The organism is Thioclava sp. PTB-PU3-1 (assembly GCF_055666785.1).
Window position 1 is genome coordinate 92,757 of sequence record NZ_JBVNVL010000001.1, and the last position, 26,272, is coordinate 119,028.

The 26,272-nt window shown below is 66.0% G+C and carries 28 protein-coding genes and 1 pseudogene; 23 read left to right on the top strand and 6 right to left on the bottom strand.

All coding sequences use genetic code 11. The features are described from left to right. Nucleotides 1–26: 26 nt before the first annotated feature. Entirely contained in the window at nt 27–1,271 is a 1,245-nt protein-coding gene (locus ACZ7GB_RS00445) for an MFS transporter (RefSeq protein ID WP_472157165.1), read from the top strand. A 54-nt stretch (nt 1,272–1,325) separates the two neighbouring features. On the opposite strand, the gene ACZ7GB_RS00450 is transcribed toward ACZ7GB_RS00445, so the two are convergent. Next, on the bottom strand, nt 1,326–3,059 hold the full coding sequence (locus ACZ7GB_RS00450; protein WP_472157167.1) for an AMP-binding protein: 1,734 nt from the start codon (nt 3,057–3,059) through the stop codon (nt 1,326–1,328). A gap of 241 nt (nt 3,060–3,300) precedes the next feature. Between ACZ7GB_RS00450 and ACZ7GB_RS00455 the strand changes: the two genes are divergently transcribed. From ACZ7GB_RS00455 to ACZ7GB_RS00485, 7 genes are all read left to right on the top strand, one after another. After that, a complete protein-coding gene (locus ACZ7GB_RS00455; RefSeq protein WP_078539324.1) occupies nt 3,301–3,606 on the top strand; it encodes a hypothetical protein in 306 nt (101 codons plus the stop codon). 188 nt (nt 3,607–3,794) lie between these two features. Continuing rightward, nucleotides 3,795–4,718 (top strand): histone deacetylase family protein, encoded by a 924-nt coding sequence (locus tag ACZ7GB_RS00460; RefSeq protein WP_472157169.1) that lies wholly within the window; start codon nt 3,795–3,797, stop codon nt 4,716–4,718. Nucleotides 4,719–4,780: 62 nt separating this feature from the next. Continuing rightward, nucleotides 4,781–5,770 carry an MBL fold metallo-hydrolase gene (locus ACZ7GB_RS00465; protein WP_472157170.1) on the top strand — a complete coding sequence of 330 codons (990 nt, stop codon included), beginning with the start codon at nt 4,781–4,783 and terminating at the stop codon, nt 5,768–5,770. A 137-nt stretch (nt 5,771–5,907) separates the two neighbouring features. Beyond that, nucleotides 5,908–6,546 carry a TetR/AcrR family transcriptional regulator gene (locus tag ACZ7GB_RS00470; protein WP_472157172.1) on the top strand — a complete coding sequence of 213 codons (639 nt, stop codon included), beginning with the start codon at nt 5,908–5,910 and terminating at the stop codon, nt 6,544–6,546. Then, nucleotides 6,543–7,847, top strand: a complete 1,305-nt coding sequence (locus ACZ7GB_RS00475) for a phenylacetate--CoA ligase family protein (protein WP_472157173.1) — start codon at nt 6,543–6,545, stop codon at nt 7,845–7,847. The genes ACZ7GB_RS00470 and ACZ7GB_RS00475 overlap by 4 nt, the downstream gene beginning before the upstream one ends. Further along, the gene (locus ACZ7GB_RS00480; protein WP_472157175.1) at nt 7,844–8,605 is read left to right on the top strand and encodes an enoyl-CoA hydratase/isomerase family protein; all 762 of its coding nucleotides are present in this window, start codon (nt 7,844–7,846) and stop codon (nt 8,603–8,605) included. The genes ACZ7GB_RS00475 and ACZ7GB_RS00480 overlap by 4 nt, the downstream gene beginning before the upstream one ends. A gap of 151 nt (nt 8,606–8,756) precedes the next feature. Continuing rightward, entirely contained in the window at nt 8,757–9,833 is a 1,077-nt protein-coding gene (locus ACZ7GB_RS00485) for a site-2 protease family protein (RefSeq protein WP_472157177.1), read from the top strand. 21 nt (nt 9,834–9,854) lie between these two features. Here the strand turns inward: ACZ7GB_RS00485 and ACZ7GB_RS00490 are convergent, their stop codons facing one another. Continuing rightward, complete coding sequence (locus ACZ7GB_RS00490) at nt 9,855–10,595, bottom strand: sulfite exporter TauE/SafE family protein (RefSeq protein ID WP_472157179.1); 741 nt, start codon at nt 10,593–10,595, stop codon at nt 9,855–9,857. A 4-nt stretch (nt 10,596–10,599) separates the two neighbouring features. Further along, the gene (locus tag ACZ7GB_RS00495) at nt 10,600–11,265 is read right to left on the bottom strand and encodes a TetR/AcrR family transcriptional regulator (RefSeq protein ID WP_472157181.1); all 666 of its coding nucleotides are present in this window, start codon (nt 11,263–11,265) and stop codon (nt 10,600–10,602) included. A gap of 64 nt (nt 11,266–11,329) precedes the next feature. Between ACZ7GB_RS00495 and ACZ7GB_RS00500 the strand changes: the two genes are divergently transcribed. From ACZ7GB_RS00500 to ACZ7GB_RS00530, 7 genes are all read left to right on the top strand, one after another. After that, on the top strand, nt 11,330–12,649 hold the full coding sequence (locus ACZ7GB_RS00500; protein WP_472157183.1) for a flavin-containing monooxygenase: 1,320 nt from the start codon (nt 11,330–11,332) through the stop codon (nt 12,647–12,649). Continuing rightward, nucleotides 12,646–13,548 carry a bile acid:sodium symporter family protein gene (locus tag ACZ7GB_RS00505; protein ID WP_472157185.1) on the top strand — a complete coding sequence of 301 codons (903 nt, stop codon included), beginning with the start codon at nt 12,646–12,648 and terminating at the stop codon, nt 13,546–13,548. The genes ACZ7GB_RS00500 and ACZ7GB_RS00505 overlap by 4 nt, the downstream gene beginning before the upstream one ends. Then, a complete protein-coding gene (locus ACZ7GB_RS00510; RefSeq protein WP_472157187.1) occupies nt 13,545–14,483 on the top strand; it encodes an SDR family oxidoreductase in 939 nt (312 codons plus the stop codon). Before ACZ7GB_RS00505 ends, ACZ7GB_RS00510 begins: the two co-directional genes overlap by 4 nt. After that, complete coding sequence (locus ACZ7GB_RS00515; protein ID WP_472157188.1) at nt 14,480–15,250, top strand: SDR family NAD(P)-dependent oxidoreductase; 771 nt, start codon at nt 14,480–14,482, stop codon at nt 15,248–15,250. The genes ACZ7GB_RS00510 and ACZ7GB_RS00515 overlap by 4 nt, the downstream gene beginning before the upstream one ends. Before the next feature lie 251 nt (nt 15,251–15,501). Further along, the gene (locus ACZ7GB_RS00520) at nt 15,502–15,792 is read left to right on the top strand and encodes an ArsR/SmtB family transcription factor (protein ID WP_472157190.1); all 291 of its coding nucleotides are present in this window, start codon (nt 15,502–15,504) and stop codon (nt 15,790–15,792) included. Continuing rightward, nucleotides 15,789–16,850, top strand: a complete 1,062-nt coding sequence (locus ACZ7GB_RS00525) for a permease (RefSeq protein WP_198453270.1) — start codon at nt 15,789–15,791, stop codon at nt 16,848–16,850. The genes ACZ7GB_RS00520 and ACZ7GB_RS00525 overlap by 4 nt, the downstream gene beginning before the upstream one ends. An 11-nt stretch (nt 16,851–16,861) precedes the next feature. Next, a complete protein-coding gene (locus tag ACZ7GB_RS00530) occupies nt 16,862–17,098 on the top strand; it encodes a thioredoxin family protein (protein ID WP_472157191.1) in 237 nt (78 codons plus the stop codon). A gap of 73 nt (nt 17,099–17,171) precedes the next feature. On the opposite strand, the gene ACZ7GB_RS00535 is transcribed toward ACZ7GB_RS00530, so the two are convergent. Both ACZ7GB_RS00535 and ACZ7GB_RS00540 read right to left on the bottom strand, forming a co-directional pair. Further along, entirely contained in the window at nt 17,172–18,062 is an 891-nt protein-coding gene (locus ACZ7GB_RS00535; protein ID WP_472157192.1) for an aldo/keto reductase, read from the bottom strand. Next, a pseudogene (locus ACZ7GB_RS00540) lies at nt 18,062–18,294 on the bottom strand (LLM class flavin-dependent oxidoreductase); the annotation flags it as partial. The pseudogene ACZ7GB_RS00540 and the gene ACZ7GB_RS00535, both read right to left, overlap by 1 nt. Nucleotides 18,295–18,642: 348 nt before the next feature. On the opposite strand from ACZ7GB_RS00540, the gene ACZ7GB_RS00545 reads away from it, so the two are divergent. The 8 genes from ACZ7GB_RS00545 (at nt 18,643) to ACZ7GB_RS00580 (ending at nt 24,483) form a co-directional block, all read left to right on the top strand. Next, nucleotides 18,643–19,158 (top strand): DUF2946 family protein, encoded by a 516-nt coding sequence (locus tag ACZ7GB_RS00545; RefSeq protein WP_472157194.1) that lies wholly within the window; start codon nt 18,643–18,645, stop codon nt 19,156–19,158. A gap of 111 nt (nt 19,159–19,269) precedes the next feature. Then, nucleotides 19,270–19,884, top strand: a complete 615-nt coding sequence (locus ACZ7GB_RS00550; protein ID WP_472157196.1) for a nitrous oxide reductase accessory protein NosL — start codon at nt 19,270–19,272, stop codon at nt 19,882–19,884. Between the two features lie 134 nt (nt 19,885–20,018). Next, complete coding sequence (locus ACZ7GB_RS00555; RefSeq protein ID WP_078547326.1) at nt 20,019–20,522, top strand: nitrous oxide reductase accessory protein NosL; 504 nt, start codon at nt 20,019–20,021, stop codon at nt 20,520–20,522. Continuing rightward, nucleotides 20,522–20,845 carry a hypothetical protein gene (locus ACZ7GB_RS00560; RefSeq protein ID WP_078546958.1) on the top strand — a complete coding sequence of 108 codons (324 nt, stop codon included), beginning with the start codon at nt 20,522–20,524 and terminating at the stop codon, nt 20,843–20,845. Before ACZ7GB_RS00555 ends, ACZ7GB_RS00560 begins: the two co-directional genes overlap by 1 nt. Beyond that, on the top strand, nt 20,842–21,984 hold the full coding sequence (locus tag ACZ7GB_RS00565; RefSeq protein ID WP_472157198.1) for an ABC transporter permease: 1,143 nt from the start codon (nt 20,842–20,844) through the stop codon (nt 21,982–21,984). The genes ACZ7GB_RS00560 and ACZ7GB_RS00565 overlap by 4 nt, the downstream gene beginning before the upstream one ends. Before the next feature lie 10 nt (nt 21,985–21,994). Continuing rightward, nucleotides 21,995–22,693 carry an ABC transporter ATP-binding protein gene (locus ACZ7GB_RS00570; RefSeq protein ID WP_347429545.1) on the top strand — a complete coding sequence of 233 codons (699 nt, stop codon included), beginning with the start codon at nt 21,995–21,997 and terminating at the stop codon, nt 22,691–22,693. Next, on the top strand, nt 22,690–23,688 hold the full coding sequence (locus ACZ7GB_RS00575; protein ID WP_472157200.1) for a hypothetical protein: 999 nt from the start codon (nt 22,690–22,692) through the stop codon (nt 23,686–23,688). The genes ACZ7GB_RS00570 and ACZ7GB_RS00575 overlap by 4 nt, the downstream gene beginning before the upstream one ends. A 99-nt stretch (nt 23,689–23,787) precedes the next feature. Beyond that, nucleotides 23,788–24,483, top strand: coding sequence for an SDR family NAD(P)-dependent oxidoreductase (locus tag ACZ7GB_RS00580; protein ID WP_472157202.1), 696 nt, complete (start codon nt 23,788–23,790; stop codon nt 24,481–24,483). Between the two features lie 12 nt (nt 24,484–24,495). Here the strand turns inward: ACZ7GB_RS00580 and ACZ7GB_RS00585 are convergent, their stop codons facing one another. After that, on the bottom strand, nt 24,496–26,172 hold the full coding sequence (locus ACZ7GB_RS00585) for a thiamine pyrophosphate-binding protein (protein WP_472157203.1): 1,677 nt from the start codon (nt 26,170–26,172) through the stop codon (nt 24,496–24,498). Between the last annotated feature and the right edge of the window lie 100 nt (nt 26,173–26,272).

Below are 26,272 nucleotides of genomic sequence, written 5' to 3' on the forward strand. Positions count from 1 at the left end.
CCCCTCACGGCGCTTGCAGGAGGCACATGACGGACGACGCGCAAGAGGCACAGGACACGCCAGCGGGCAAGTTTGGACGCGGATTGCCGGTGGGCATCTGGGCGCTGGGGTTCGTGTCGCTCTTCATGGATATCTCCTCCGAGATGATCCACGCGCTGCTGCCGGTCTATCTGATGACCGGGCTTGGCGCGACGGCGCTGGCGGTGGGCGTGATCGAAGGGATCGCCGAGGCCACCGCCGCGATCACCAAGGTCTTCTCGGGCGCGCTGTCGGACCGGATCGGGCGGCGCAAGGAGCTGGCCGCGCTCGGCTACGGGCTGGCGGCTGTGACGAAACCGATCTTTCCGCTCGCGCCGACCTTCGACTGGCTGGTGGCCGCGCGCTTCATCGACCGGGTGGGCAAAGGCATCCGGGGCGCACCGCGCGACGCGCTGATCGCCGACCTCGCGCCAGGCAAAATGCGCGGTGCGGCTTTCGGGTTGCGGCAATCGCTCGACACGGTGGGTGCGTTCCTCGGGCCGCTCGCCGCGATCGGGCTGATGTGGCTGTTCTCGGACGATTTCCGCTCGGTCTTCTGGGTCGCGGTGATCCCGGCCTTCCTGTCGCTCGGGCTGATCCTGTTCGTGGTGAAAGAGCCTGTCCATCCCCGCACGCAACGCCGCGTGCGCAATCCCCTCGCCCGTTCGGAACTCAAGCTCCTGGGCCCTATGTTCTGGTGGGTCGTGGTGGTCGCGACGCTCTTCACCCTCGCCCGGTTCAGCGAGGCCTTCCTGATCCTGCGCGCCAATGACGACGGCATTCCGGTGATGCTGGTACCGCTGGTTCTGGTGGGCATGAACGCGGTCTATGCGCTGATCGCCTATCCGGTGGGTGCGCTTTCCGACCGGGTCGGGCGCGTGGGGCTGCTGCTGGTCGGGCTGGGGCTGTTGATCGCGGCGGACCTGACGCTGGCGCTGGTCGGCGGGATCGGCGGGCTTGCGGTCGGCGTGCTGCTCTGGGGGATGCATATGGGCTTCACCCAGGGGCTGCTGGCCGCGCTGGTAGCCGAAGCGGTCCCGGCAGAGCTGCGCGGCACCGCCTTTGGCATGTTCAACCTCGTGACCGGCGTGGGGCTTCTGATTGCAAGCGTGCTGGCCGGGGCGCTCTGGGAAATCGGCGGCGCCCAATGGACCTTCTTGGCCGGCGCAGGCTTTGCGACGACGGCGGCGCTGAGCCTGTTGCCGCTGCGCGCGCGGTTCAATGGCACGCATAAACCCAAGGAGGCAGCCTGACGCAGAGAGCGCCGCGCGGAGACCCCGCGCGACGCTCGCAACACTTGAAACAGCTCAGGCGGTCGCCTCGACCTCCAGTTCCAGCTCCTCGATCATCGCATCGCGCATGACGAATTTCTGCGGCTTGCCCGAGACCGTCAGCGGCAGGCTCTCCTTGAAGCGGATCACCGCCGGGACTTTGAAATGCGCGATCTCATCGCGGCAGAACGCGCGGATAGCGTCTTCGGTCAGCTCGGCCCCGTTGCGCGGGACGATCCATGCGGCGACGATCTCGCCGAACTTGTGATCCGGGATGCCGAAGACCTGCGCCTGACTGATATCGGGATGGGTGTAGAGGAACTCCTCGACCTCGCGCGGATAGACGTTCTCGCCGCCGCGCACGATCATGTCCTTCACCCGGCCCGTAATGTTGCAATAGCCCTCGCTGTCGATCCGGGCGAGATCGCCCGTATGCATCCAGCCGTCGGCATCGAGCGCCTCATCCGTGCGCTCGGGCTCGCCCCAATAGCCGCACATGACCGAGTAGCCGCGCGTCAGCAGCTCGCCCTGCTCGCCCACATTGGCAAGCGAGCCATCCTCGCGCACGATCTTCACCTCGAGATGCGGCTGCACCAGCCCGACCGAGGAGACGCGTTTCTCCAAAGGCGTATCGGTGGCCGACTGGAACGAGACCGGCGCCGTCTCGGTCATCCCGTAGGCAATGGTCACTTCCGACATGTGCATCTTCGACTGCACCTGCTTCATCACCTCGATCGGACAGGGCGCGCCCGCCATGATGCCGGTGCGCAGCGAGGACAGATCGTGGTTCGCGAAATCGGGATGCTCCAGGATCGCGACGAACATGGTCGGCACCCCGTAAAGCGCGGTGCAGCGCTCGGCGGCGACGCATTCCAGCACGCTCTGGGGATCGAAGCCTTCGCTCGGCACGACGATGGTCGCGCCCTTGGTGACACAGCCCAGCGTGCCCATCACCATGCCGAAACAGTGGTAGAACGGCACCGGGATGCAGACGCGGTCCTGCTCGGTCGCCAACATCGCGTGGGTCACGAAATGCGCGTTGTTGACGATGTTGCGATGGGTCAGCGTCGCGCCTTTCGGCGACCCGGTCGTGCCGGAGGTGAACTGGATGTTGATCGGCTCGTTCGGGTCGAGCCGAGCGGTGATCGGATCGAGCGCGGCCCGGTCCTGCGCCTCGCCCAGCGCCTCCACATCCGAGAAGCGATGACATCCGGGATGCTGGGTCTCGCCAATCGTGATGATATCGCGCAGGTCGGGCAGTTTGCGCGTCTCGAGCTGTCCGGGCTCACTCTTCGCAAGCTCCGGCAGCAGGCGCTGGATCATCGACAGGTAATCCGAGCTCTTGAAGGTCTCCGCCAGCACCAGCCCCCGGCAACCTGTCTTGCGCAGCGCGAATTCCAGCTCGTGCAGGCGATAGGCCGGGTTGATGTTCACGAGGATCACCCCGATCCGCGCCGTCGCGAATTGCGTCAGCAGCCATTCCGAGCGGTTGGGCGACCAGATGCCGAGCCGGTCGCCATGGCGAAGACCGAGTGCAAGCAGACCCGAGGCCAGCCGATCGACCCGTGCCGCGAATTCCGCCCAGGTCCAGCGGATGCCTTCCGAGGTGAAGATGGCAGCCTCGCGATCAGGCCAACGCGCGGCGCTGCGCTTCAGCACGGCCGGGATCGTGTCCTCGATCAGCGGGGTATCGGTCGGCCCGGCGACATGGGCCAGACCGCGTTTCGGGGCCACACCGAGTTCAGGGTGCGGGTTCGTCTCGCTATGCATGATTTCCTCCTCTGACACCCCATCGCCGGCACATCGGGCCAACGATCCTCCATGGGGGCGCTCATATTAAATGAACGATGGTTCATTTAATGCAACCCCAAAGCGTCAAGACAAGGAATTCCTGCCCTGCTCGCGAAACCGTGTTCGAGACGGTGATCGCCGCGGAGCCCAGCAAAATCTGACGACTCGCCGCGTTTCTGCTATAATTGGAGAATGTCGAATCTTCTGGGGAGGAGAGAGAATGCGACCGGAACTCACGACGCGCCGCCGCGCTTTGCGTCTTGCGTTCGAGCGTTACATCGAGGCGGACAGAGCGTGGCGAGACGCGCTTGTGGCCTTGAACGACTGGTTTCCGCCAAGCGCGGACCGTCGTCCGGGAATGATCGGAAATCCGGGTTCACCGATACGACGGCTCTATGACGCGCGCAGCCGGGCGCTGGTGCGCCTCGAGGTCACGCAGGTCAAGCTGGCCACCGCGAAACGACGGCTGGCAGAGCGCCGCGCGCGCGAACTGCCGCCCGTGTTTCTGATCGGGCCACCCTGCTGACAGCAATGCGCCGCGTTTAGGCGACGTCCCTTCAAAGTCACGGCGGAAGCGCGTTTCCGTCCTTGGGGGTGCTTGTCATTTCCCCAAGGCTGACGCAGCTTCGCAACGGGCAGCACCGGACGAGTAACGGTGCGGCGGGGTCCGACTCGCGCCTATAGCCCCGATACGCCCCTTCTCTGGAGAGCTTCATGAGCAGTTTCGTCACGATCACCCACGAGGATTGCCTCGGTCACGATACCGGGCCTCATCATCGCGAGCGTCCGTGGCGGCTCGAGACGGTGCGCGGACTGATCGACGAGATGGAGCTGCCCGTCATCGAGGCGCGTGAGGCGAGCGACGAGGATCTCCGGCTGGGCCATGATCCGGCCTATCTCGAAGCGCTCGAAGAGGTCTTCGCGCGGCAAGAGCATGCCGATCTCGACTCGGACACCCATGTCTCGCCCGGGTCGCGCCGTGCGAGCCGTCTGGGCGCGGGCGGTGCCTTGCAGGCGGTCGATCTTGTTCTTTCGGGCGAGGCCAAGCGCGTCTTCGTGGCGACCCGCCCTCCGGGGCACCATGCGACGCGGACGCGGGCGATGGGGTTCTGCATCTATGGCAATACCGGGCTTGCGGCGCTTCATGCGCTCGAACGGCATGGCCTGTCGCGTGTTGCGGTGCTCGATTTCGACGTGCATCACGGCAATGGCACGCAGGATATCCTCTGGGACGAGCCGCGCAGCCTGTTCATCTCGTCGCATCAGGAGCCCAAGTCTCTCTGGCCGGGCACCGGGGCACGCTCGGAGACCGGGGCGCATGACAACGTGCTCAACCTACCGCTCGCCAGCGGAAGCGGCGCCTCCGAGATGAAGGTCGCCTGGGAAGACGGGCTGGCCCGGCTCGAGGCCTTCAAACCGGAGCTGATCATCGTCTCCGCCGGGTTCGACGCGCATCGCGAGGACGATATCTCCGGGCTGCTCTGGACCGCGGGCGATTACTGGTGGCTGACCAATGCGATCCGGGGCGTCGCGCGCCGCTGTTGCGAGGGGCGTATCGTCTCCTGTCTGGAGGGCGGCTATAACCCGACCGCGCTCGCGGAAGGGGCTGCGGCCCATCTCGAGGCCTTGGCGCGCTGATATCCGAGACGCGACAGGCCGGGTCCGGTTCGCTCCCCCCTAAAGACAAAGACAGGCACGAGATGGCACGTAACCGCTACTATTCCGGCCCGGTCACGGACCATTTCGACGGCGAGCGGTTTCACCCGCATGGACAGCCCTCTACCGATCGCTCCCTGCGCGATATTCTCAAATGGCATCGCGAAGGGCAGCGGGCGCGCTGGCCCAAACATGTCCCCGTCGCGCCGAGCGTGCCGCCCGCGCGTAGCGACGCGGCGCGGCTGACCATGGTCGGCCATGCCTCGGTGCTCATTCAGGTCGCGGGGCTAAACCTGCTGACCGATCCGGTCTGGTCGGAGCGCGCGAGCCCGCTGCGCTTTGCCGGGCCCCGGCGCGTCACCGCGCCCGGTGTCGCCTTCGACACTCTCCCGCCGATCGACGCGGTTCTGATCAGCCATAACCATTACGACCATCTCGACACCGTCACTTTGCGCAAGCTGCATGCGCGCCACCGCCCGAAGATGATTATGCCGCTGGGCACGGATGCGACGGTGCGAAAAGCGGTGCGCGACGCGCAGATCGAAACCGGGGATTGGCACGACCGGATCGCGCTGGCCCCCGGCATCTCGGTTGCGCTGACGCCTGCGAACCACTGGTCGGCGCGCGGTCTCGGCGACCGACGCATGGCGCTCTGGAGCGGGTTCTGGATCGACACGCCGCAGAGCCGGATCTGGTTCGCGGGCGATACCGGTTATGGCGACGGGGCGCTTTTTCGCGATATCCGCGCCCGGCACGGCGCGCCGGACATCGCGGTGATCCCGATCGGCGCCTATGAACCGCGCTGGTTCATGCAGCCCCAGCATGTCGCGCCCGAGGAGGCCGTGCGCATCTTCACCGATATCGGCCCCACGCAGGCGCTTGGCTGTCATTGGGGGACGTTCCAGCTGACCGACGAGCCGCGCGAGGAACCGCCCGCCCTGCTGGGTCGTAGCCTCGCAGCCTCGGGGATCGCGGCGGAGCGCTTCCTCCCCTTCGCCCCGGGCGAGGTCTATCTGGCACCTTCCACGACCTGAGCGCATTGCCCTGACGTGACGCAGGGTCACGTCAGCGTTGACGGAGTCTCGCTCCCTAAATATAAAACTGACGTCAGTTTCATATTTGGAGCGGAAACGTGAAGCCCTCTCTCGCAAATGCGTCACAGGACGCCGCCGTGTTCTCTTTCCCGGAGCATCTTGCCACGACCAGCGCCGGACGCCCGAAGGGAGAGCGCACCCGCGCCCAGCTTCAGATCGCCGCCTGTAAGGTTTTGCAAGACGGCGGGCCGCAGGGCCTGACCGTGGCGGAAATCTGCAAGGAAGCCGGCGTCTCGAACGGCACGTTTTACCTTTACTTCAAGGATCGTAACGCCCTGCTCGACAGCCTGTTGCGCGACTTCGTGGCCTTCCTCCAACTGGCGATGCGCGCGGCGAGCGAGCGCGAAGGCCATGATGCGCCGCGCGCGGCGACCCGCGCCTATCTCCGTCTGTTCGAGCGAAATAGCGGGTTGATGCGCAGCTTGATCCACCCGACCGACGGCTTCCCCGAGGCGCAGGCGGCGTTTCAGACGCTGAACCGGGAGTGGATCGAGGCGGTGGTCGCCTCCGTGGAACGCAGGCAGCGGCATGAGGGCAAGACGGCGCCCCCACGCGACGAATTGCTGCGCCGCGCCTATGCGCTGGGGGGCATGGTCGATCAATACCTCTCCAATCTTCTTCTGGCGAAGGACCCCGCGCTGATCGAGATATCGCAGGATCGCGATGCGGTGCTGGAGACGCTCTCGCTGCTCTGGGACCGGGGGATGACGGCATGAGCACCATTCCTGGCGCCGAAAAACTCTCCCGCGCGGAGCTGCAGCCCGAGATCGAACGCCGCTGGCAGGCGCAGCGCGCCCATGTCACCGCGCATTCTGCCTTCTACCAAAGGCTCTGGCAGGGACGCAGGCCGCCCGAAGATCTGCGCGACCTGCCCGAATTGCCTCTCTCCGACAAATCGCAACTGCGGATCTCGCAGGCCGAGCATCCGCCCTTCGGCGACTACCTCGCCGCCACGCGCAGCACCGCCAATCGCCTGCATCGAACCTCGGGCACCACGGGTCAGGCGATGAACCTCGCGCTCTCGGCCCGCGACGCGTTGGTGACGCAGGAGGTCGGCGGGCGCTGTCACCGCTCTGCGGGGCTGACGGCGGAGCATACGGTGGTGCATTGCCTGAACTACCAGATGTGGATGGGCGGGCTGACCGATCACATGACGCTGGAGGCCACGTGCGCGCTGGTCGTGCCTTTCGGCGTCGGCTCGACCGAGCTTCTGATCCAGACGATCCGCGAGGTCGGCATCACCGCGATTTCCTGCACGCCCTCCTACCCGTCCGTCCTCGAACGGGTCATCGCCGAGAAACACCCCGGACTGACGCCGCGCGATCTGGGCCTCAAGCTGGGTCTGTTCGGGGGCGAGCCGGGGCTCGACGACCCCGCCTTCCGCGCCCGCCTGCGCGTGACCTGGGGGATGGAGCCGCGCAACGCGAATTACGGCGTCTCGGACGTCTTCTCGAACTTCGCGGCGGAATGTCCGCATGACACGAAGCTGCATTTCATGGCCGCCGACGTGCTGCATCCCGAACTGATCGACCCCGATACCGACGCGCCGATCCCGCTGGAGGCCGGGGCGCGCGGCGAATTGGTTCTGACCCACCTCGTGCGCGACTGCCAGCCGCTGGTGCGGTTCCGCACGGGCGACATCATCACCATCGGCGAGACCGAGCCCTGCGCTTGCGGCTGCACCGGGTTTCGTTTCTCGGTCGTCGGGCGCTCCGATGACATGGTGGTCGTGCGAGGCCTGAACATGTTCCCTTCGATGGTCGCCGCGGTGCTCAACGAAATCCCCGAGCTGTCAGGCGACTACCGCATCACCCTCGACACGCCGCCGCCCTATGACACCCTGCCAGTCAGCGCGGAACTGGCGGAAGGCGTCCACGCCACGCCCGATCTTGCGCGCAAGGTGGAGCAGCGGATCAAGTCGAAACTGGGTGCGACGGCGAGCGTCACCCTCCTGCCCGCCCACAGCTTCCCGCGCACCGAGGGCAAGACCAAACGCGTCATCCGGAGTTTCCAATGAGCCATTTCAGCTACGACACCGTCCTGAGCCAGCTTGGCGCCAAGGGCGTGCGCACCATCACCCTCAACCGCCCCGAACGCCTCAACGCGATGAACCGTCAGCTGGTCGCCGATGTCGCGCGCGCCTTTGAGGACGCCAATGCCGACCCGGCCACCAAGGCGATCATCTTCACCGGGGCGGGCAAGGCCTTCTGCGCGGGCGATGACCGCAAGGCCCATACCCATCCCGAAACCGAGACCGAGGCCCGCGAGATCGTGCACGCGATCCAGCGCGCGACCCATGCGATTGCGCTGGGGGAGAAACCCGTGGTCGGCGCGATCAACGGCTGGGCCGTCGGCGGCGGCTTGGAATGGGCGATCAATTGCGACTTCCCGATCTGGGCCGAAAGCGCCAAGGGCTTCTTCCCCGAGGTCTCGCTGAACCTTTTCGTCACCGGGGCCGTCACCTCGCTCCTGCCCGCGCTGGTCGGGCTGAACAAGGCGCGCGAGATGCTGATCTTCGGCGACCGGTATTCGGCGCAGGACATGGGCGAGATCGGACTGGCGTGGAAGGTGGTTGACGACGCCGCGCTGATCGCGGTGGCTGTCCAGACCGCCGAACGGCTCGCCGACCTCCCCGTCCTGTCGGTCCGCGCGATGAAACGCGTTCTCAATCACGCCGCGGTGCCGGACCTGCACCGGGCGCTGCAGCTCGAGACCGATGCCACGGTCGCGGGTTTCCTCGACCCGGAGACGACGCGGCGCGTGACCGAGTTCTGATCTGCGCGGGCAGAAGCTTTTTCAAACTCCGTCACTTATTGGGATTGCTTGCTTGTGGTGACCGGAACGAAGGGTCAGATTGAGGTCGGCGGACATCCGTGTGCCGCGCCCCGGTTGCGGGGCAACCGCACGGCGGAAAGAGAGGGATGACATGAGCTGGTCCTATTCAATCGGCAAGATCGGCGGCACGGTTCTCAGGGTGCATGTCACCTTCGTTCTGCTGATCATCTGGATCACCGCCTCGGCCTGGGCGGCGGACGGACCGCAGGCCGCACTGGTGAACATGCTCTTCATCCTGTCGGTCTTCGCCTGTGTCGTGCTGCACGAATTCGGCCATGCGACGATGGCGGCCCGGTTCGGCGTGCGCACCCCCGACATCACCCTTCTGCCGATCGGCGGACTGGCGCGGCTGGAGCGGATTCCGGAAAACCCCAAGCAGGAAATCCTGATCGCGGTGGCGGGCCCTGCGGTCAATGTGGTGATCTTCCTGATCCTGACGATCTTTCTTGGCGGTAGCGGCTGGCTGAGCGACCTGCAATCGCTCGACAATCCGGCGCAAAGCTTCTGGGGCCGGCTCGCGCTGGTGAACGCGCTTCTCGTGGCGTTCAACCTGATCCCGGCCTTCCCGATGGATGGCGGGCGGGTGTTTCGCGCCGTGCTTGCGCTCTTCATGGACCGGGTGAAAGCCACGCAGGTCGCGGCGCGCACCGGGCAAGTCATCGCCGTGCTCTTTGCCTATTGGGGGCTGACGAGCGGCAACCCGATCCTCGTGCTGATCGCGGCGTTCATCTTCTTCGCGGCCGGGGCGGAAAGCTCGGATGCGGCGATGCGTGGCCTCGCCCATCGTTCGGCCGCGCGGGACGCGGTGATCACCTCCTTCGTGTCGCTCACGCCCGACGACACGCTCGACACCGCCGCTCAGGCGATCCTGCACAGCTCGCAATCGGAATTCCCCGTTCTCACGCCGGACGGGCAGTTCGTCGGCTTCGTTACCCGCGAGAGCGTGCTGGCCCGGCCCGACCCCGAATTCCGCCAGCGCGCCGTTTCCGAGATCATGTTCGACAACGTGCCCGTCGTGTCGCTGAAAACCGGGATGGACGATGTGCTCGACGCGTTCGCGAAAGGGCGTATTCCCGCGGTGGCGGTGATCGGCAAGACCGGGAATTTCGTGGGCTTCATCAATCGCGAAAATATCGGCGAGTGGTTCATCCTCGCCCGCGGCAGCTAAGAGGGGCGCTCGCTCCCGGCCCTAGAGATAGACCGACAGCCCCCGCCAGCCTGCCAGCACCGCCGAAATTGCCATGACCACGATGGCGAGAGAGCGATACTGCGTATTGTCAAGCCGCGCGAAGGCCGCGGTCCCCGCCCATGTCCCCAGCGCAAGCGCAGGCACCGAGACCAGCGTCAGCCAGAGCGCATCGCCATTCACAGCACCCGCCCAGATCAGCCCCGGCGTGGCCAGCAGCGAGGCCACGAAGAAGAACAACAACAACGAGGCCCGCGTCTGCACCGCCGTGGTGCCCGCGCCGAGATAATAGGCCACCGCAGGCGGGCCCGGCATCGCGGCCAGTCCGGAAAACGCCCCCGAGGCGACGCCCGCCAGCAGCGCGAGCCCGCCATGGGGATGCGGGCGCGCAGGCTTGTAGCGCAACAGCAGCGCCAGCCCCGCCAGCACGGCGAGCGCGATCATCACCCGCGCGGCATCGGCGCTGACGGCGGTGAGCGCGAATATCCCGACCGGCGTGCCGAGCACTGCGCCCAGCGACAGCCGCGCGAGCGAGGGTTTGTCCACATGCCCGTGCAGGGTGAAAAGATCGCGGCACCCGACCACGACCTGCAGCAGCACCGCCAGCGTCACAGCCTCGATCGGCGGCACCATCAGTGAGACGATCGGCACCGCGGCCAGCGCGAAACCGAACCCCGCGATGCCGCGCAGGAAAGCCGAGAAGAACACGGCGGTGATGACCAGCAGGGTCGTTGTGCTCAGCATCCGGTCACGTCTCGGCGAGCGCGATGCGCGCCGCACAGCCTGCCGCGCAGAAGGCGACCAGCCCCTCGACCGAGGCTTGCGCATCTGACTGCGAGGCCAGCGCCGCGATCCGCCATTCCGAGGTCAGGAAGGCCAGAAGGGCTGCGACCGAATAGACGAACCCTTCGGCCACGACCGCCCGGCTGACCTTGGGATGCAGCGCGCAGATCTCGTCCATGAAGCGCTGCGCGGTCGGGTCGAACAGATCGGTCGAGATATCCGCCCAGGCCGGATCGGCCGAGACCATCGCCACAAGCCGCGCATAGGCCAACCATTGCGGATCGCTGCCCGCCGCCTTCGCCAGATAGGGCCGGAAGAAGCAGCCGAGGATCGCCGTCAGATCGAGCGCCCCCTGCCCCTTCGCCTGCGCCAGAGCCTCCAGACGCAGACGCGCCAGCTCTTCGGCGCGCCGCTCTACCACTTCGCGAAACAGCGCCTCTTTCGAGCCCCCGTGATGGTTCACCAGACCCAGCGGCACCTCGGCCAGCGCGGCGATGTCGCGCACTTTCGCGCCCTCGAATCCGTCCCGCGCGAAGACCGTTTCCGCCGCATCGAGAATCCGTGAACGACTCGCGAGAGAGCGCTTCGACGGCGCCCTAAGCCTTTGTTTCTCGGTCGTCTTTTTCGTCATCAGATCGGGGCTTGCTTATTTTGAACAATGGTTCAATTTAAGAATGTCTGGGAGGAGACGCAACATGACAAATACGAGGGGCACGTTCGCCCTGATCGGTGCGGGCCCGATGGGTCTGGCCGCGGCCAAGGTGCTGGGCGAACAGGGCGTGGACTATCAGGGCTTCGAGCTGCACAGCGATGTGGGCGGGCTCTGGGATATCGAGGGCGCGCATTCGACGATGTATGAAAGCGCGCATCTGATTTCCTCGAAGCGGATGACGGAATTCACCGATTTTCCGATGCGCGAGGAGGTGGCGGAATATCCGAGCCACCGCGAGATGGCGCAGTATTTCCGCGATTTCGCCGATCACTTCGACATTCGCCGCCATTACCGTTTCGGTGCGGAGGTGACGAAGCTGGAGCCGCTGGGCGGCGATGGCGAAGGCTGGCGGGTCAGTTGGCGCGATAGCGAGGGCGAGCATTCCGAGATCTATGCAGGCGTGCTGATCGCCAATGGCACGCTTTCCGAGCCGAACATGCCGGACTTCCCCGGCCAGTTCGACGGCGAGCTGATCCATTCCTCGGCCTATCGCGATCCGTCGCAATTCAAAGGCAAGCGCGTGCTCGTCGTGGGTGCGGGCAATTCCGGCTGCGACATCGCGGTCGATGCGATCCACCACGGCAAAAGCTGCGATCTGTCGATGCGGCGCGGCTATTACTTCGTGCCGAAATACGTCTTCGGCAAACCCGCCGACACGCTGGGCGGCGCGATCAAGCTGCCGATGTGGCTCAAGCGCAAGATCGACGGCGCGCTGCTGAAATGGTTCGTGGGCGATCCGCAGAAATACGGGTTTCCCAAGCCCGATTACAAACTCTACGAGAGCCATCCGATCGTGAACTCGCTGGTGCTGTTCCACGCAGGCCACGGCGATCTGAAAGTGCGCGCCGATATCGAGCGGCTCGACGGCAAAACGGTGCATTTCAAGGATGGCACGCAGGCCGAGTATGACATGATCCTCGCGGCCACCGGCTACAAGCTGCACTACCCGTTCATCGCGCCCGAGCTGCTGAACTGGCAAGGCGATGCGCCGCATCTGTACCTGAACGCGATGCATCCCAAACGCGATGATCTCTTCGTGCTGGGAATGCTGGAGGCGAGCGGGCTTGGCTGGCAGGGCCGCCACGAGCAGGCCGAGATGGTGGCGCGCTACATTCGCGGGCTGCGCGACGGCGCCGAGGCCGCGAAGCGCCTGCAGGCGAAGAAGGCCGAAGGGTTCGAGCGAGCGACCGGCGGCATGGCCTATCTCAAGCTCGCGCGGATGGCCTACTACGTGGACAAGGCGACCTATCGCAAGGCGGTCACCGGCTGGATCAAGGCGCTCGGCGGGAAGGCCACGGCATGACGGGGCTCGACGCGGTTCGGCTCAATTTCAGCCCCGGCGCCCTGCATCTGCTCAACGCGATCCTCGGCATCGTCATGTTCTCGGTCGCGATCGATCTATCCCCACGCGATTTTCGCCCGCTGGTGCGCAGGCCCTGGGCGCTGATCGTGGGGTTCACGTCGCAATTTCTGGTGCTGCCCGCGCTGACCTTCGGGCTGGTGCTGGCGCTGAAGCCCAGCCCCTCGATTGCGCTGGGGCTGATCCTCGTGGCGGCCTGCCCGGGCGGGAATGTCTCGAACTTCTTCACCCATCGGGCGGGCGGGAACACGGCGCTGTCGGTCTCGCTGACCGCCTTCGCCACGGTAGCGGCAATCGTGCTGACGCCGCTCAATATCGCGTTCTGGGGCAGCCTTTACGCGCCGACGCGCGCGCTGCTGCACGAGACCCATATCGACCCGGTGAGCGTGGCGATCACCGTCGGCGTCATGCTTCTGCTGCCGCTGATCGCCGGGATTGCGCTGAACCATTACCGCTATGACCTCACGACGCGCATCCGCGATCCGCTGAAATGGATCTCGATGGCAATTTTCGTGGCCTTCGTGGCGCTCTCGCTGAGTGCCAACTGGCAGTATTTCGTGCAATTCGTCGGGTTGATCGCGGGGATGGTCGTGATGCACAACGCACTGGCCTTCGCGGGCGGCTATGGCACCGCGACGCTAGCGCGGCTGTCGCCCTTCGACCGGCGCGCGATCACCATCGAGACGGGCATCCAGAATTCCGGCCTCGGCCTCGTGCTGATCTTCGCCTTCTTCGGCGGCTTGGGCGGCATGGCGATCGTCGCGGCCTTCTGGGGCATCTGGCACATCATCGCGGGCTTCGCGATCTCGACACTCATGAGACGAAAGGAGGCCGCGCGATGACCCGGATCCTGATTACCGGTGCAGGCGGCATGATCGGTCGCGTGCTGACAACTGAGCTGTCTGAGAGCGGCCATGAGGTCATCGCGACCGATCTGGCGGCCCCCGAGACCCTGCCCGAAGCCGTGCGCTTCGTGGCGATGGATGTGACCACCGATGCCCCCGGCAAGGTCATCGCGCGCGAACGGCCGGAGGTGATCGTGCATCTCGCCTCCATCGTGACGCCGGGCCCCGGCATGGGGCGCGAGCTAGCCTATAAGGTCGATGTGGAGGGCACGCGGAAGGTGCTGGAGGCGGCACTTGCGGTCGGGGTTCGGCGGCTCGTCGTGACCTCCTCGGGCGCGGCCTATGGCTATCACGCCGACAACCCCGTGCCGCTGCGCGAAAGCGACCCTGTGCGCGGCAATCCCGAGTTCGCCTATGCCGATCACAAGCGGCAGGTCGAGGAGATGCTGGCCGAGGCGCGCGACACCCACCCTGCCCTCGAGCAGGTCGTGCTGCGGGTGGGTACGGTTCTGGGCAAGGGCACCGACAACCAGATCACCGCGCTTTTCCGCAAGCCGCGCCTGCTCGCGCTGAGAGGCTGCGAGAGCCCCTTCGTCTTCATCTGGACCCGCGATCTCGCGCGCATCCTGATCCGCGCCGCGACCGATGGCCCGCCGGGCATCTTCAACGTGGCGGGCGACGGCGCTTTGGGCGTCAGCGATCTGGCGCGGCGTCTGGGCAAACCGGTGCGCCGCCTGCCCGCGCTTGGCATCAAGGCCGCGCTCGCCCTCGCCCATCCGCTGGGGCTGAGCCGCTACGGGCCCGAGCAGGTGCGCTTCCTGCAATACCGCCCCGTGCTGGCCAATGACGCGCTGAAAGAGGTCTTCGGCTACACGCCCGAGCTGACCAGCGCGGAAGTCTTCGATCTTTGGGCGCGCGAGGCTGGGCTATGAGCACGCGGGTTGCGGTAATCTCGGGCGGCGCCGGGGGGCTTGGGCAGGCGCTCTCGGCGGGGCTGCGCGCCGAGGGCTGGCAGGTCGTGCTGCTCGACCGGGATATCTCAAGTCTGACGGCCAAGCCGAACGAGGAGGCCATCTCCTGCGATCTGACCGACGCGGATCAGCTTGCCAGCGCCTGCGCCGATATCCGCGCGCGCTATCCCCGGATCGATCTGGTGATCTACAATGCAGGTGTCACCCAGATCGGGCCGTTCTCCGAGCTGACCGAGGCCGCGCATCGCAAGGTCTTCGAGATTAACTATTTCGCGGCGACCGCGATGGCGCGGCAGTTCCTCGAACCCGTGCGGGAAAGCCACGGCACGCATCTGGCGATTTCCTCGGTCGCGGGGTTCTCGCCGCTTTACCACCGCACGGCCTATGCAGCGTCGAAACATGCGTTGGAAGGGTTCTTCAAATCGTTGCGTTCGGAGGAGGCCCCTCACGGCGTGCGCGTGCAGATCGCGGCACCCTCCTTCGTGGCGACCAATATCGACAGGGCCGAGCGGCAATCGGACGGCATCGCGCGCCCCGGTGCGGCTGCGGACGGGGTGGATTACATGACGCCCGAGGCTGCCGCACGGGTGATCCTCGCCGGACTGAAGCGCGGCCGCCCGATGATCCCGGTGGGCCGCGTCGCGCGGCTCGCGTGGTGGATCAACCGCGCCTCGCCCCGGCTGTTCCAGCGGCTTATGGAGCGCAACATCGCGAAGGGCCAATCCTGAGGCCGAACACAGTGACCTTTCGCTAGAGATCGAGAAAAATCGCGCCCGACTTGATCGAGCGCATTGAAGCGACGCACCCCCTCAGCGCTAATCTAGCCCCGGTCCTGTGAAGGTCGGAGGCCCGTGATGCGCTCACTCTCTTCGATAGATTCCCGCACCCCGGTGGATGGGTGCGACCGAATGCTCCACCTCGGGCGCGTTGACTCCATTTGCGCGAATGCGCATATGCGAATGTAGAAATGGAGGCACCGATGATCGTGACTGTTCTTTCCGCGCTTGCCGAACCCACCCGGCTGGGGGCGATGCAGCTTTTGCATGACGGGGGCGAGCATTGCGCCTGCGAATTGATGGCGCGTCTCGATGCCACCCAGTCGCGCATGTCGCGCCATATGGGCGTGCTGAAAGCCGCCGGGCTGGTGGTCGACCGGCGCGATGCGCAATGGGTCCGGTATCGGGTGAACCCCGACCTCTCCCCGGAAATCCAGCAAATCCTGAGCGCGGTCATGAAAGCCAGCGCCAACACGGAAAGGACCGCGGCATGAGTGTGACACAGCATGAAACCCCGCATGGCGGGATGCCCGGCTGGGCATGGAGCGTGGTCGTCGCGGCAGGCCTCGTCGCTTGGTGGGTGGTCTACCATCAACTCCCGGCCCTCTCCGAATGGATCGTCTCGCTGCTGCCGGTCGCCCGCGACACCCATACCGGCGAGGCGCTGGCCTTCTTCTTCTACGACGTGCCGAAAGTGATGATGCTGCTCACCCTGATCGTCTTCGCGATGGGGGTCGTGCGTAGCTTCTTCAGCCCGGAAAAGACCCGCGCGCTTCTGTCGGGCAAGCGCGAGGGCGTCGGCAACGTGATGGCGGCGGGCCTGGGCGTGTTGACCCCGTTCTGCTCCTGCTCGGCGGTGCCGCTTTTCATCGGCTTCGTCTCCGCGGGCATCCCGCTGGGCGTCACCTTCTCCTTCCTGATCGCCGCCCCGATGGTCAACGAAGTGGCGCTGATCCTGCTGGTCGGCCTCGTCGGCTGGCCCGTGGCGCTGGTCTATCTCGGCTTCGGCCTCGCCATCGCGATCGTCGCGGGCTGGGTGATCGGCAGGCTCCATGTCGAGGGCTGGCTGCAGGACTGGGTGCGCGACATCCATTCCGGCGCGACCACGCCGGGCGCAGTCGAGAGCGACGATCTGAGCATGACCGACCGCTATCGTCTGGGCCTCGAGGCGGTGCGCGAGATCTTCGCCAAGGTCTGGATCTGGATCATCGTCGGGATCGCCATGGGCGCGCTGATCCACGGCTATGTGCCGCAGGATCTGATGGTGCGCATCATGGGCTCGGGCACGTGGTGGTCGGTGCCGGCCGCCGTACTGATGGGCGTGCCGATGTACACCAACGCCGCCGGGGTCATCCCGATCGTCGAGGCGCTTCTGGGCAAGGGCGCGGCGCTCGGCACGGTTCTGGCCTTCATGATGTCGGTGATCGCGCTTTCCATGCCCGAGATGATCATCCTGCGTCAGGTCCTGAAACTGCGCCTGATCGCTGTGTTCATCGGGGTCGTCGCCAGCGGCATCCTCGCCGTCGGCTTCCTGTTCAACGCATTGTTCTAAGGAGAAAAGAGATGAAGGACGTCAAGGTTTACGGCCCCGGCTGCAAGCGCTGCGAAAAGACCGAGGAGATGGTCAAGGAAGCGGCCGCGAAGCTCGGCATCAAAGTGTCGGTCGAGAAGGTGACCGATCCCCGCGCCATCGCCATGGCGGGCGTGATGTCGACCCCCGGTGTCTCCGTCGACGGGAAGCTGGTCCACACGGGCGGCCTGCCCGACAGCGGCAAGCTCGAGGGCTGGCTGTCGGCCTAAGCGACCGCTCGACCGTCCCGAAAAAGAAAACCCCGCGCCGGGTGGCGCGGGGTGAATTAGTGGGTGGCGTTCATCATGGGACCGGCTGACCGAGCCCGGCCTCATAGAGGCGGAACCACGTCTCCCTGTCGATCTGCACCTTCATCGCATCGGAAAGCTTCGCGATCCGCTCGAGATTGTTCGTCCCCATCACCGGGATGATCCGTGCCGGATGGGCGAGCAGGAAAGCCGTTGCGACGGCTGCGCGATCCACGCCCTGCGCCTGCGCGATCTCGTCGAGAACGCTCTGCACCCGGCCCTCGCCCGTCATCAGCGCACCGCCGCCCAGCGGCGACCACGCCATCGGGGGTTGGGACTGACGCTGGTGGAAGGCCAGATCGCCGTTGGTGAAGGGCTGCAGACAGCCAAGGCTGATTTCGATCTGGTTCGTCACCAGCGGCGTCTTCATCCCCGATTGCAGCAGCTCCCAATCCCACGGGCGGAAGTTCGATACGCCCACCGCGCGCACCTTGCCCGAGGCGACCAGATCATCGAGCGTGGCCCCTGTCTCGTGATGGTCCATCAGCGGATCGGGGCGGTGGATCAGCAGCAGGTCGATCCGGTCGGTGGCCAATTCCCGCAGCGAAGCCTCGACCGAGGCTTCGATATGCGCGCGCGAGGTGTCGTAATGCTTCACCTTGCGATGCGCATGACGGCCCGCCGAGACGATGATGTCGCATTTCGTGACGATCTCCATCTGATCGCGCAGCGACGGGTCCTCGCGCATCGCCGCGCCGAAGACCCCCTCCGCCGTGTAGCCGCCATAGATGTCGGCATGATCGAACGTGGTGATCCCCTGCGCCAGACAGGCGTCGATCTTGGCGCGCACATGGGCGGGCGAAGTGTCGGCATCATCGGCGAGCCGCCACATGCCATAGACGATCCGGCTGAGTGCCACGTCGGATGTGAGGTCGATCTTTTCCATTAGCGGCGTTTCCCTTCTGCGAGCAGTGTTGCGGGCGGTTCCATAGTTTTCGGGCAGCGAGACCGTGTCGAAATGCGGATAGTCCTACAAGATGAAGGCCCGAATGCCCATCTCGCGGCAGTCCTCTAGCTTCGAGAGCACCTGATCGGGTGAGCCCACCAGCGCCGCGCGGACAGCCCGCGCGCCCCACCCCGGTCCAAAGGTTCGGCGCGACATAGCCGTTCTCATCCGCACTGCAGTCATGCGTCTCTCCCTCGCGATTTCTCTTCGACTTAGCTTAGGTAAACAACCTACTTGATAGCGCACCGGCCTGCCGATCTATCATCAGGTTTCCGAGTTGCTGTGTCGAGATATCGCAGCGGAACCCGAAGGGCCCGGTGCAGCGCTCGATCGAGACCGGCGAGGCAGTGCACTTCCCCGCGCAGCCTTGGCGGCGCGTCGCCTGAGGGCATAGGGTCAGACCGGGCCATGGCCCGACCGCCTGCGCTCTGGGCGCGCAGGACTGCGACGCTGAGTCACCCCTCAAGCGTTTGACGCGGATCAATTCTCGGCTCACCCTCGTGTGATACGAGCTTGAGTAATGACCCGACCCCAACGCGCCTCCAGAGCCTTTGACGGCAAGATCGAACGCGGCCCGCGCCTGCACGCGCCGCGCTTCGCTGGATTGCGCCGCGCGCAATCGGCGCTGCTGACCGCGCTCGTCGCGATCCTGCTGCAGGTTGTCCTGCTGACCGATCATCTGGGCGCGGCCGCCATCGCCGCCACCGGCCGGGCCGCGCCCGGCGCGCAGATGGGGTTGCTGCAGATCTGTACCGGCGAGGGGATCGTCTACATGACCCCGCAGGGCGAAACGGTCGCCGCGCCGGATGGGGCCGCGCCCCTGCCCGGCCAGACCGCGCCCACCGGTCAGGTCCACAGCCAATGCGCAGTCTGCGGCTCGGCCTCAGTCTGCGCGTTTGAAGCCCCCGACACGATCGTCACCCCGGCACGTCTCGACCGCGAGATCGCCCCGCTCCATGCGTCCCTTGAGCGGCTCTCTCTCCCGGTGCAGAGCGCGCCCCGTTTCCGGCACGCCCGCGCCCCTCCTGTCGTCTAAGTGCGTCCCTGCACGTCGATCCGGACGTGCCTTTTTGCAAACCAGATACATGGCTCGCGACTGCGCCCGTCTCTCGATGGCGGTGCGTTGCGATATGACAGGATGTTCCCAATGAAACGACGCGACTTTCTTCTGACCTCTTCGACCGGCCTCGCACTGGTGGCCACCAGCGCCGCTGCCGAGGATATGAAACCGATGGACGGCATGCCGATGTCGCCGATGGACTGGACCGACCAGAACGGGCTGACCCGCTTTCTCAAGACCGACACCGCACCGCTCGAGAACGAGTTCGAGAAATACCCCCGCTGCCCCTATTGCGGCATGATGCGGCAGATGTTCAGCCAGACGCGCCACCTGATCGTCTATGACAACGACACGGTCGACGGCACCTGCTCGCTGCATTGCGCGGCGATCAGCCTCGCGCTGAACATGGATGCGGGTCCGAAGACGATCTACGCGGGCGATGCGGGGGCCACCGCCAAGGTCAAGCCGCTCGCGGTGGTCGATGACATGACCTACGTGATCGACACGAAAAAGCCCGGCACGATGACGGGCACGTCGAAATACGCCTATGCCGATCCGGCCAAGGCGGACGCGGCGGCCAAGGACGGGGGCAAGCTGGCGAGCTTCGACGAGGCGCTGGTCATGGCCTATGCCGATATGGCGCGCGACACGATCAACATTCGCAAACGCCGCGCCGAGCGCCGCGCCCGCGCCGGTCAGTGATCGCCTCAAGGCGGGGCCCGCGCGGCCCCGTCCTTTCCGAATACGTTTCAAGGAGTTGCAAGACGATGTGCAACCATCCCTGCCATCACGGGGGCACGCCCGCACGCCCCCCGTCGCGCCCGACGCGGCGCCAGATGCTCCAACGCGCGGCGGGCCTCGCCGCTGCCCTCTCGCTCGGCCCGGGGCTGAGTGCTGCGCGTGCCGATGCGCCCACACTCGACCTGCCCCCGCCCGGCCCCGGCGACACCTGCCCGGTCTGCGGCATGTTCGTCTACAAATACCCCGAATGGGTCACCACGGTGCTCTACGCGGATGGCTATGCCGATCATTTCGACGGTGCCAAGGACTACTTCAAATACATGTTCGACATGGAGAAATACGCCCTTGGCCGCAAAGCCGACCAGATCACCGGCATGGGCGTGACCGAGTATTACGGGCTCAAGCTGATCGACGCGCGCGAGGCGCTTTATGTCGTGGGTTCGGACGTTCTGGGCCCGATGGGGCACGAGCTGGTGCCGCTGATGAACGCGGTCGATGCGCAGGATTTCATGCGCGACCACAAGGGCCAGAAGCTGTTGCGCCATGACGAGGTCACACCGGAGCTGATCGACGCGCTCGATCAGGGCGGCCCGTTCTGATGCGACGCTCGAGCTATGTTTTTGCGGCGCTCGGTTGCCTGACGCTGCTACTGGCGGTGGAGCTATATTACCCCGTCTTCGCGCGCCCCCATCGTGATGGGCGTCTGCTCGAAGAGCGCACACTGGTCGCGCGGCTGGGGCTGACCGATCCGGCACTGTTTACCGAGGCGCGCTATACCCGGAACCCCAGCCTCGCCGATCTGAACACGCCGTTTCAGGACCACCCGGGCAGCTTCGACCACTTCCCCTCCGGCACCTTCGTGCCGCCCCCCGCCACGCCCGGCAAGGGCTGGCTCCTGTTCCAACCCGAGGCCGCGAAATGACCCCATTCCTGCGCCGCCAGCGCGCGCTGGCCGATTTCACCCTCGCCGCTCTCGCCCGCCGCAAAGGCAAGAATATCGCCCTGATCGCGGTCTATTCCGTGGTGGTCTTCGTGCTCGCCTCGGCGATGTTCTTCGCCGCAAGCCTGCGGTTCGAGACCACGACCGTGCTCGAAGGCGCGCCTGAGATCACCGTGCAGAAGATCACGCTGGGCCGTCAGGATCTGATAGACGGATCGGTCGCGGACGAGATCGCGGCGATCCGCGGTGTGACCGAGGCCCATCCCCGGCTCTGGGGTTATTACTACGACCGGATCAATGGCGCGAATTACACCGTCATGGTGCCCGACGATCCCGTGATGATGCCCGACCCCGGTCAGATCGCGATTGGCGAGGGCATCCCCCGCGCACGCGGCCTCGAATGGGCGGGCGCGCCGGTTTTCCTGTCGCGCTACGAGGGCGATCTGAAGAAATTCGACGTCGCCGAGACCTTCAGCCGCGACTCCGCGCTGATGACCTCGGATCTGATGCTGATGAATGAGGCAGATTTCCGCGACTTCTTCGACATTCCCGAAGGCCGCTACACTGATGTCGTGGCCCGCGTGCGCAACCCCAACGAGGTCGCCACAATCGTCCAGAAAGGCTCGAACGCGCTGCCGCAGATGCGCTTCGTCACCCGCGCCGATATCGCGCGCACCTATCAGAAACTGTTCGACTGGCGCGAGGGGCTGCTGACGGCGCTGGCCTTCGCGGGCATCCTCGCCTTCGTCATCTTCGCCGCCGAAAAAGCCAGCGGGCTCTCGGCCGAGGAAGCGCGCGAGATCGGCATCCTCAAGGCGGTGGGCTGGAATACGCGCGACGTGATCGCGATGAAGATGTGGGAAGGCGGGCTGATCTCGCTCGCGGCTTTCCTGATCGGCACCGTCGCGGGCTTCGCCCATGTGTTCTTCTTCGGCGCCCCGCTCTTTGCACCGATCCTGAAGGGCTGGGCGGTGATCTATCCCGATTTCCCGCTGAGCCCGCATGTGGACGGGGTGCAATTGCTGACGCTCGCGCTGCTGACCACCCTGCCCTATATCGCCGCGACCGTGGTGCCGATCTGGCGCACGGCCTCGGCCGATCCCGATGCCGTGATGCGCTGAGGAGGCCCCCATGATCACTCTGCAATCCGTGACCAAGACCTATAATGCGGGCCGCCCCAATGCCGTGACCGCGCTGGACGGGATCGACCTGACCATCGAGGGGCGCGCCGTCACCGTGCTCAAGGGACCGTCGGGCTCGGGAAAATCCTCGCTCCTGTCGGTCGTGGCCTGTATGGCGCGCCCCTCCACGGGCCGTGTCAGCCTCGACGGCGAGGTCGTCTCGGGCCTGCCCGAGCACTTCCAGACCGAACTGCGCCGCGAGCGGTTCGGCTTCATCTTCCAGCGGTTCAACCTCGTGCGCGGCCTGACCGTGCTGGAAAACGTGATGCTGCCCGCCGCGCCGCTGGGTCAGCCCTTCGGAGAGCTGCGCGCGCGGGCGATGGACCGGATCGAGGCGCTGGGTCTGGGGCCGCGCGCCCAGACCCGGATCGAGCTGCTCTCGGGCGGCGAGGCGCAGCGCGCAGCGATTGCGCGCGCGCTGATCAACGATCCGCCGATCCTGATCGCGGACGAGCCCACGGCCAATCTCGACAGCGCGCTTTCCGAGACCTTCCTGCAGATCGTCGCCGAGGAGAAAGCGCGCGGGCGCACCGTCATCATGTCGAGCCACGACCCCCGCGTCTGGGGCGCGGATTGCGTCGACCGGGTGGTTTCGATGCGCGACGGGCGGATCGAGGATGCCCCTGCCCAGCAGGAGCCGCAGCCATGATCTTTCAAACGCCGATCATGGCGCTCTTGCTGGTGGCGGGTCTGGCCGCGCTGACCGCGCTCTGGGCGGGCGGTTTCGCAGTCACCGTGCTGCGCCGCTGGGACCTGACGGATATGGGCGCGCGCCAGCTGCGCATGGAGCGGATGACCGAGCTGGTCTCGACCCTCTTCGCCGCCGTCATGCTGGCCGAGCTCGCCGCGCTTTTGCTGTTTGTCTTCAATGCCGACCGGATGTCGTCGCTATTCGTCGGCGCGATGTGCGCCGTCGGCACGCTCAACGTGAACGATTACGGCTTCCCCGCGCTCTATCTCAAGATCGGCGTGTTCTTCGCCGCCGTGATCTGGCTGATCCTCGACCGGGCCGACAGGCTGGGACGGGACTACCCGCTGACCCGCGTGAAATACGCAGCCCTTTTGGCGATCACGCCGCTGATCCTTGCCGATGGCGCGGTCGAGCTGAGTTATTTCCTCGACATGCAGACCGATGTGATCACCTCGTGCTGCTCGAAACTGTTCACGCCGAACAACCCCAATCTCGCGAACCAGATGGCGGGCGTCGGCGAGGCGCAGGCGCTCTGGCTGCTTGGGGTCAGCGCGCTGATCGCCCTGGCGGCGGGGGTCGCGGCGCTGATCCGCAAGCGCGGCTACGGGCTTTACGCGTTGGCCTCGGCGCTGATGTTCGGGATGGGGCTGACCGCGATCGTCGCCACGATCTCGCTCTATATCTATGAAAACCCCAACCATCATTGCCCGTTCTGCATCCTCAAGCCCGAATACGGCTATGTCGGCTACGCGCTGTATGTGCCGCTGTTTCTGGCCACCGCAGCCGGGCTTGGGGCGGGCGCGCTCAGCCCGTTTCAAAAGCGCGACTCGCTGGCGGGGCCGCTGCCGGGTTTGATGCGGCGGCTGCTGATCTGGTCGATGGCCGGGTTCGCCACCTTCGGGATCGTCTGCCTGATCGTGATCTGGCGCTCGCATCTGATCCTCTTCGGCTAAGCTGTCCGCGACGCGGGCAGCCCCGATTTGGGCCAGTGTCGCGCCGGGCTATGTCGTAGGGCAACCGCGCCGGGCGCGGGAACTGGAGGAGGACAGACCATGAGCAAGGCACAGGCGGTGATTATCGGAGTGGGCGACGGGCTTTCAGCCGCAGTGGCGCGGGAGCTTGCGCCCGATTATGACCTGACGCTGGCGGCTCGCAGCGCCGAGAAGATGCAGGCGCTGGCCGAGGAGACCGGCGCGCGCATGGTGCAGCTGGATGCGACCGACGAGACGGCGATTGCCGATCTGTTCGACGCCTTGCCCGCGCCGCCGCGCGTCGTCGTCTACAACCCCTCGGGACGCGTGCGTGGCCCGGTGGCGGAACTCGATGCCGACGAGGTTCGCGCCGCCGTCGAAATCACCGCAATCGGGGCGTTTCTGACCGGCAAGCACGCCGCGCGGCGGATGCTCGAAGCCGAGCCCGCCGAGGGCACACGTGGCACGATCCTGTTCACCGGGGCCTCCGCCGGGGTGAAAGGGTTCGCGCGCTCGGCCCCTTTCGCGATGGGCAAATTCGCGCAGCGCGGACTGGCCGAGAGCATGGCGCGCGAATTGCACCCGCAAGGCATCCATGTGGCTTGGGTGAATATCGACGGAATGATCCTCAATCCGGGCCGCAGCGAGGCGCCCGACAAGCCCGGCTCGATGCTGCGCCCCGCGGCGATCGCGAAGACCTATCGCCAGCTGATCGAGCAGGACCGCAGCGCCTGGACGAGCGAGATCACGCTGCGCCCCTGGGTGGAGACGTTCTGAGGCGACGGGCACTCAGCGCCCCTTGCCCGCCTCCAGCGCCGCAGCCCGCATCGCCGACAGCGACTGGCGCGGAGTGAGCGCCTCGGGCGAGATCACGAGATCCAGCACCGCGCCGGTCTCGGACGCCCGCGCACGTTCGAATGCGGCGGCGAAATCCTCCGTCCGCTCGACCCGCTCGCCGTGGAAGCCATAGGCCTTCGCCAGCGCCGCGAAATCCGGGTTCACCGCCATCGAAGTGCCCGACACGCGGGACGGATAATTGCGCTCCTGATGGGCGCGGATCGTGCCGTAAATCCCGTTATTGAGGATCAGAATGATCGGCTGCGCGCCCGCCTGCGCGGCGGTGGCCAGTTCCTGCGAGGTCATCTGGAAATCGCCGTCGCCCGCGAAACAGACCACCGTCTTCTCGGGCTGCGCCACCTTGGCCGCGATGGCCGCCGGCACCCCGTAGCCCATCGCGCCCGACTGCGGCGCAAGCAGCGTGGCGTTCGGCCCGAAGCGGAAGAACCGCCCCGGCCAGACCGCAAAATTGCCCGCCCCGTTGGTCAGGATCATGTCCTCGGGGAGTTGCTCGCGCAGATAGGTGCAGACCTTGCCCATATCGACCGGCGAGGGCAGATCGGGCAGATCGAAGCCAGCCTCATAGGCCGCGCGGCCCTCGGCCCGCCAGTCGGCCCAGTCACCCTTGACCGGTTCCAGCGCGCCAAGAGCGGCGGCGAAGGCGTTCGGCCCGGCATGGATGCCGAGTTCGGGACGGTAGATCTTGCCGATCTCCAGATCCGAGCCATGAACATGGATCAGCCGCTGCGCCGGCTGCGGCACGTCCAGCAGCGTATAGCCATCGGTCGTGTTCTCGCCAAAGCGCGCATTGATCGCGAGAATCACGTCGGCCTCGCGCATCAAACGCTTCACATGCGGGGCCATTCCGACCCCCGCATCGCCGCAGAAAACGGGCGAATTATTGTCGAACTGGTCCTGATAGCGAAAGACCGAAAGCACAGGGATATCAGAAACTTCCGCGAAGGACTTAATGTGAGAAGTGCCGTCCCCGCGCCAGTTGCACCCACCATAGAGGATCAGCGGACGCTTGGCGCCGGCCAGCATCTCGCGCAGTTCGCCCATCGCCGCCGGATCGGGCTGCGGTTCGGTCACTCGAACGGGCGCACCAAGCGGCGCGGCGTCGGTCATGGAGGTCAGCATATCCTCGGGCAGCGCGACCACGACCGGGCCGGGCCGCCCGCTGACAGCCATCGTCCAGGCGCGCGAGAGGATTTCGGGGATGCGCTCGACACGGTCGATCTCGACGGCCCATTTCGCCATCGTGCCGAAGACCGCCTTGTAATCGAGCTCCTGAAACGCCTCGCGGCCCTTCATATCGGTGCCGACCTGCCCCACGAACAGGATCATCGGCGCGGAGTCCTGCATCGCGGTATGCACCCCGATCGCGGCATTGGTGGCCCCGGGGCCGCGCGTGACCATGCAGATGCCGGGCTCCCCGGTCAGCTTGCCGTAAGCGGCGGCCATGAAGCTCGCCCCGCCTTCCTGCCGACACAGCATGAAATCCAGCGTGCCCTGCGTGTCGTGAAGCGCGTCGAGCACCGCGAGATAGCTCTCGCCCGGCACTCCGAACGCCTTGCGCGCACCAAGCCCCACGAGGCTTTCGACCAGAACCTGACCACCATTTCTCATGCGCGCGCCTCTCTCCCGTTTGCGGCTCCGCGCGATGACGCGGATCTTGCGAGAGGCGTAGCACGCGCCAAATCGGAGCGCACCCCCGGCAGGTCGCGAG

Coding starts and splice junctions, on each gene's coding strand:
- ACZ7GB_RS00445 (WP_472157165.1), top strand. CDS start 27: ATGACGGACGACGCGCAAGAGGCACAGGACACGCCAGCGGGCAAGTTT.
- ACZ7GB_RS00450 (WP_472157167.1), bottom strand. CDS start 3,059: ATGCATAGCGAGACGAACCCGCACCCTGAACTCGGTGTGGCCCCGAAA.
- ACZ7GB_RS00455 (WP_078539324.1), top strand. CDS start 3,301: ATGCGACCGGAACTCACGACGCGCCGCCGCGCTTTGCGTCTTGCGTTC.
- ACZ7GB_RS00460 (WP_472157169.1), top strand. CDS start 3,795: ATGAGCAGTTTCGTCACGATCACCCACGAGGATTGCCTCGGTCACGAT.
- ACZ7GB_RS00465 (WP_472157170.1), top strand. CDS start 4,781: ATGGCACGTAACCGCTACTATTCCGGCCCGGTCACGGACCATTTCGAC.
- ACZ7GB_RS00475 (WP_472157173.1), top strand. CDS start 6,543: ATGAGCACCATTCCTGGCGCCGAAAAACTCTCCCGCGCGGAGCTGCAG.
- ACZ7GB_RS00480 (WP_472157175.1), top strand. CDS start 7,844: ATGAGCCATTTCAGCTACGACACCGTCCTGAGCCAGCTTGGCGCCAAG.
- ACZ7GB_RS00485 (WP_472157177.1), top strand. CDS start 8,757: ATGAGCTGGTCCTATTCAATCGGCAAGATCGGCGGCACGGTTCTCAGG.
- ACZ7GB_RS00490 (WP_472157179.1), bottom strand. CDS start 10,595: ATGCTGAGCACAACGACCCTGCTGGTCATCACCGCCGTGTTCTTCTCG.
- ACZ7GB_RS00495 (WP_472157181.1), bottom strand. CDS start 11,265: ATGACGAAAAAGACGACCGAGAAACAAAGGCTTAGGGCGCCGTCGAAG.
- ACZ7GB_RS00500 (WP_472157183.1), top strand. CDS start 11,330: ATGACAAATACGAGGGGCACGTTCGCCCTGATCGGTGCGGGCCCGATG.
- ACZ7GB_RS00505 (WP_472157185.1), top strand. CDS start 12,646: ATGACGGGGCTCGACGCGGTTCGGCTCAATTTCAGCCCCGGCGCCCTG.
- ACZ7GB_RS00510 (WP_472157187.1), top strand. CDS start 13,545: ATGACCCGGATCCTGATTACCGGTGCAGGCGGCATGATCGGTCGCGTG.
- ACZ7GB_RS00515 (WP_472157188.1), top strand. CDS start 14,480: ATGAGCACGCGGGTTGCGGTAATCTCGGGCGGCGCCGGGGGGCTTGGG.
- ACZ7GB_RS00520 (WP_472157190.1), top strand. CDS start 15,502: ATGATCGTGACTGTTCTTTCCGCGCTTGCCGAACCCACCCGGCTGGGG.
- ACZ7GB_RS00525 (WP_198453270.1), top strand. CDS start 15,789: ATGAGTGTGACACAGCATGAAACCCCGCATGGCGGGATGCCCGGCTGG.
- ACZ7GB_RS00530 (WP_472157191.1), top strand. CDS start 16,862: ATGAAGGACGTCAAGGTTTACGGCCCCGGCTGCAAGCGCTGCGAAAAG.
- ACZ7GB_RS00535 (WP_472157192.1), bottom strand. CDS start 18,062: ATGGAAAAGATCGACCTCACATCCGACGTGGCACTCAGCCGGATCGTC.
- ACZ7GB_RS00545 (WP_472157194.1), top strand. CDS start 18,643: ATGACCCGACCCCAACGCGCCTCCAGAGCCTTTGACGGCAAGATCGAA.
- ACZ7GB_RS00550 (WP_472157196.1), top strand. CDS start 19,270: ATGAAACGACGCGACTTTCTTCTGACCTCTTCGACCGGCCTCGCACTG.
- ACZ7GB_RS00555 (WP_078547326.1), top strand. CDS start 20,019: ATGCTCCAACGCGCGGCGGGCCTCGCCGCTGCCCTCTCGCTCGGCCCG.
- ACZ7GB_RS00560 (WP_078546958.1), top strand. CDS start 20,522: ATGCGACGCTCGAGCTATGTTTTTGCGGCGCTCGGTTGCCTGACGCTG.
- ACZ7GB_RS00565 (WP_472157198.1), top strand. CDS start 20,842: ATGACCCCATTCCTGCGCCGCCAGCGCGCGCTGGCCGATTTCACCCTC.
- ACZ7GB_RS00570 (WP_347429545.1), top strand. CDS start 21,995: ATGATCACTCTGCAATCCGTGACCAAGACCTATAATGCGGGCCGCCCC.
- ACZ7GB_RS00575 (WP_472157200.1), top strand. CDS start 22,690: ATGATCTTTCAAACGCCGATCATGGCGCTCTTGCTGGTGGCGGGTCTG.
- ACZ7GB_RS00580 (WP_472157202.1), top strand. CDS start 23,788: ATGAGCAAGGCACAGGCGGTGATTATCGGAGTGGGCGACGGGCTTTCA.
- ACZ7GB_RS00585 (WP_472157203.1), bottom strand. CDS start 26,172: ATGAGAAATGGTGGTCAGGTTCTGGTCGAAAGCCTCGTGGGGCTTGGT.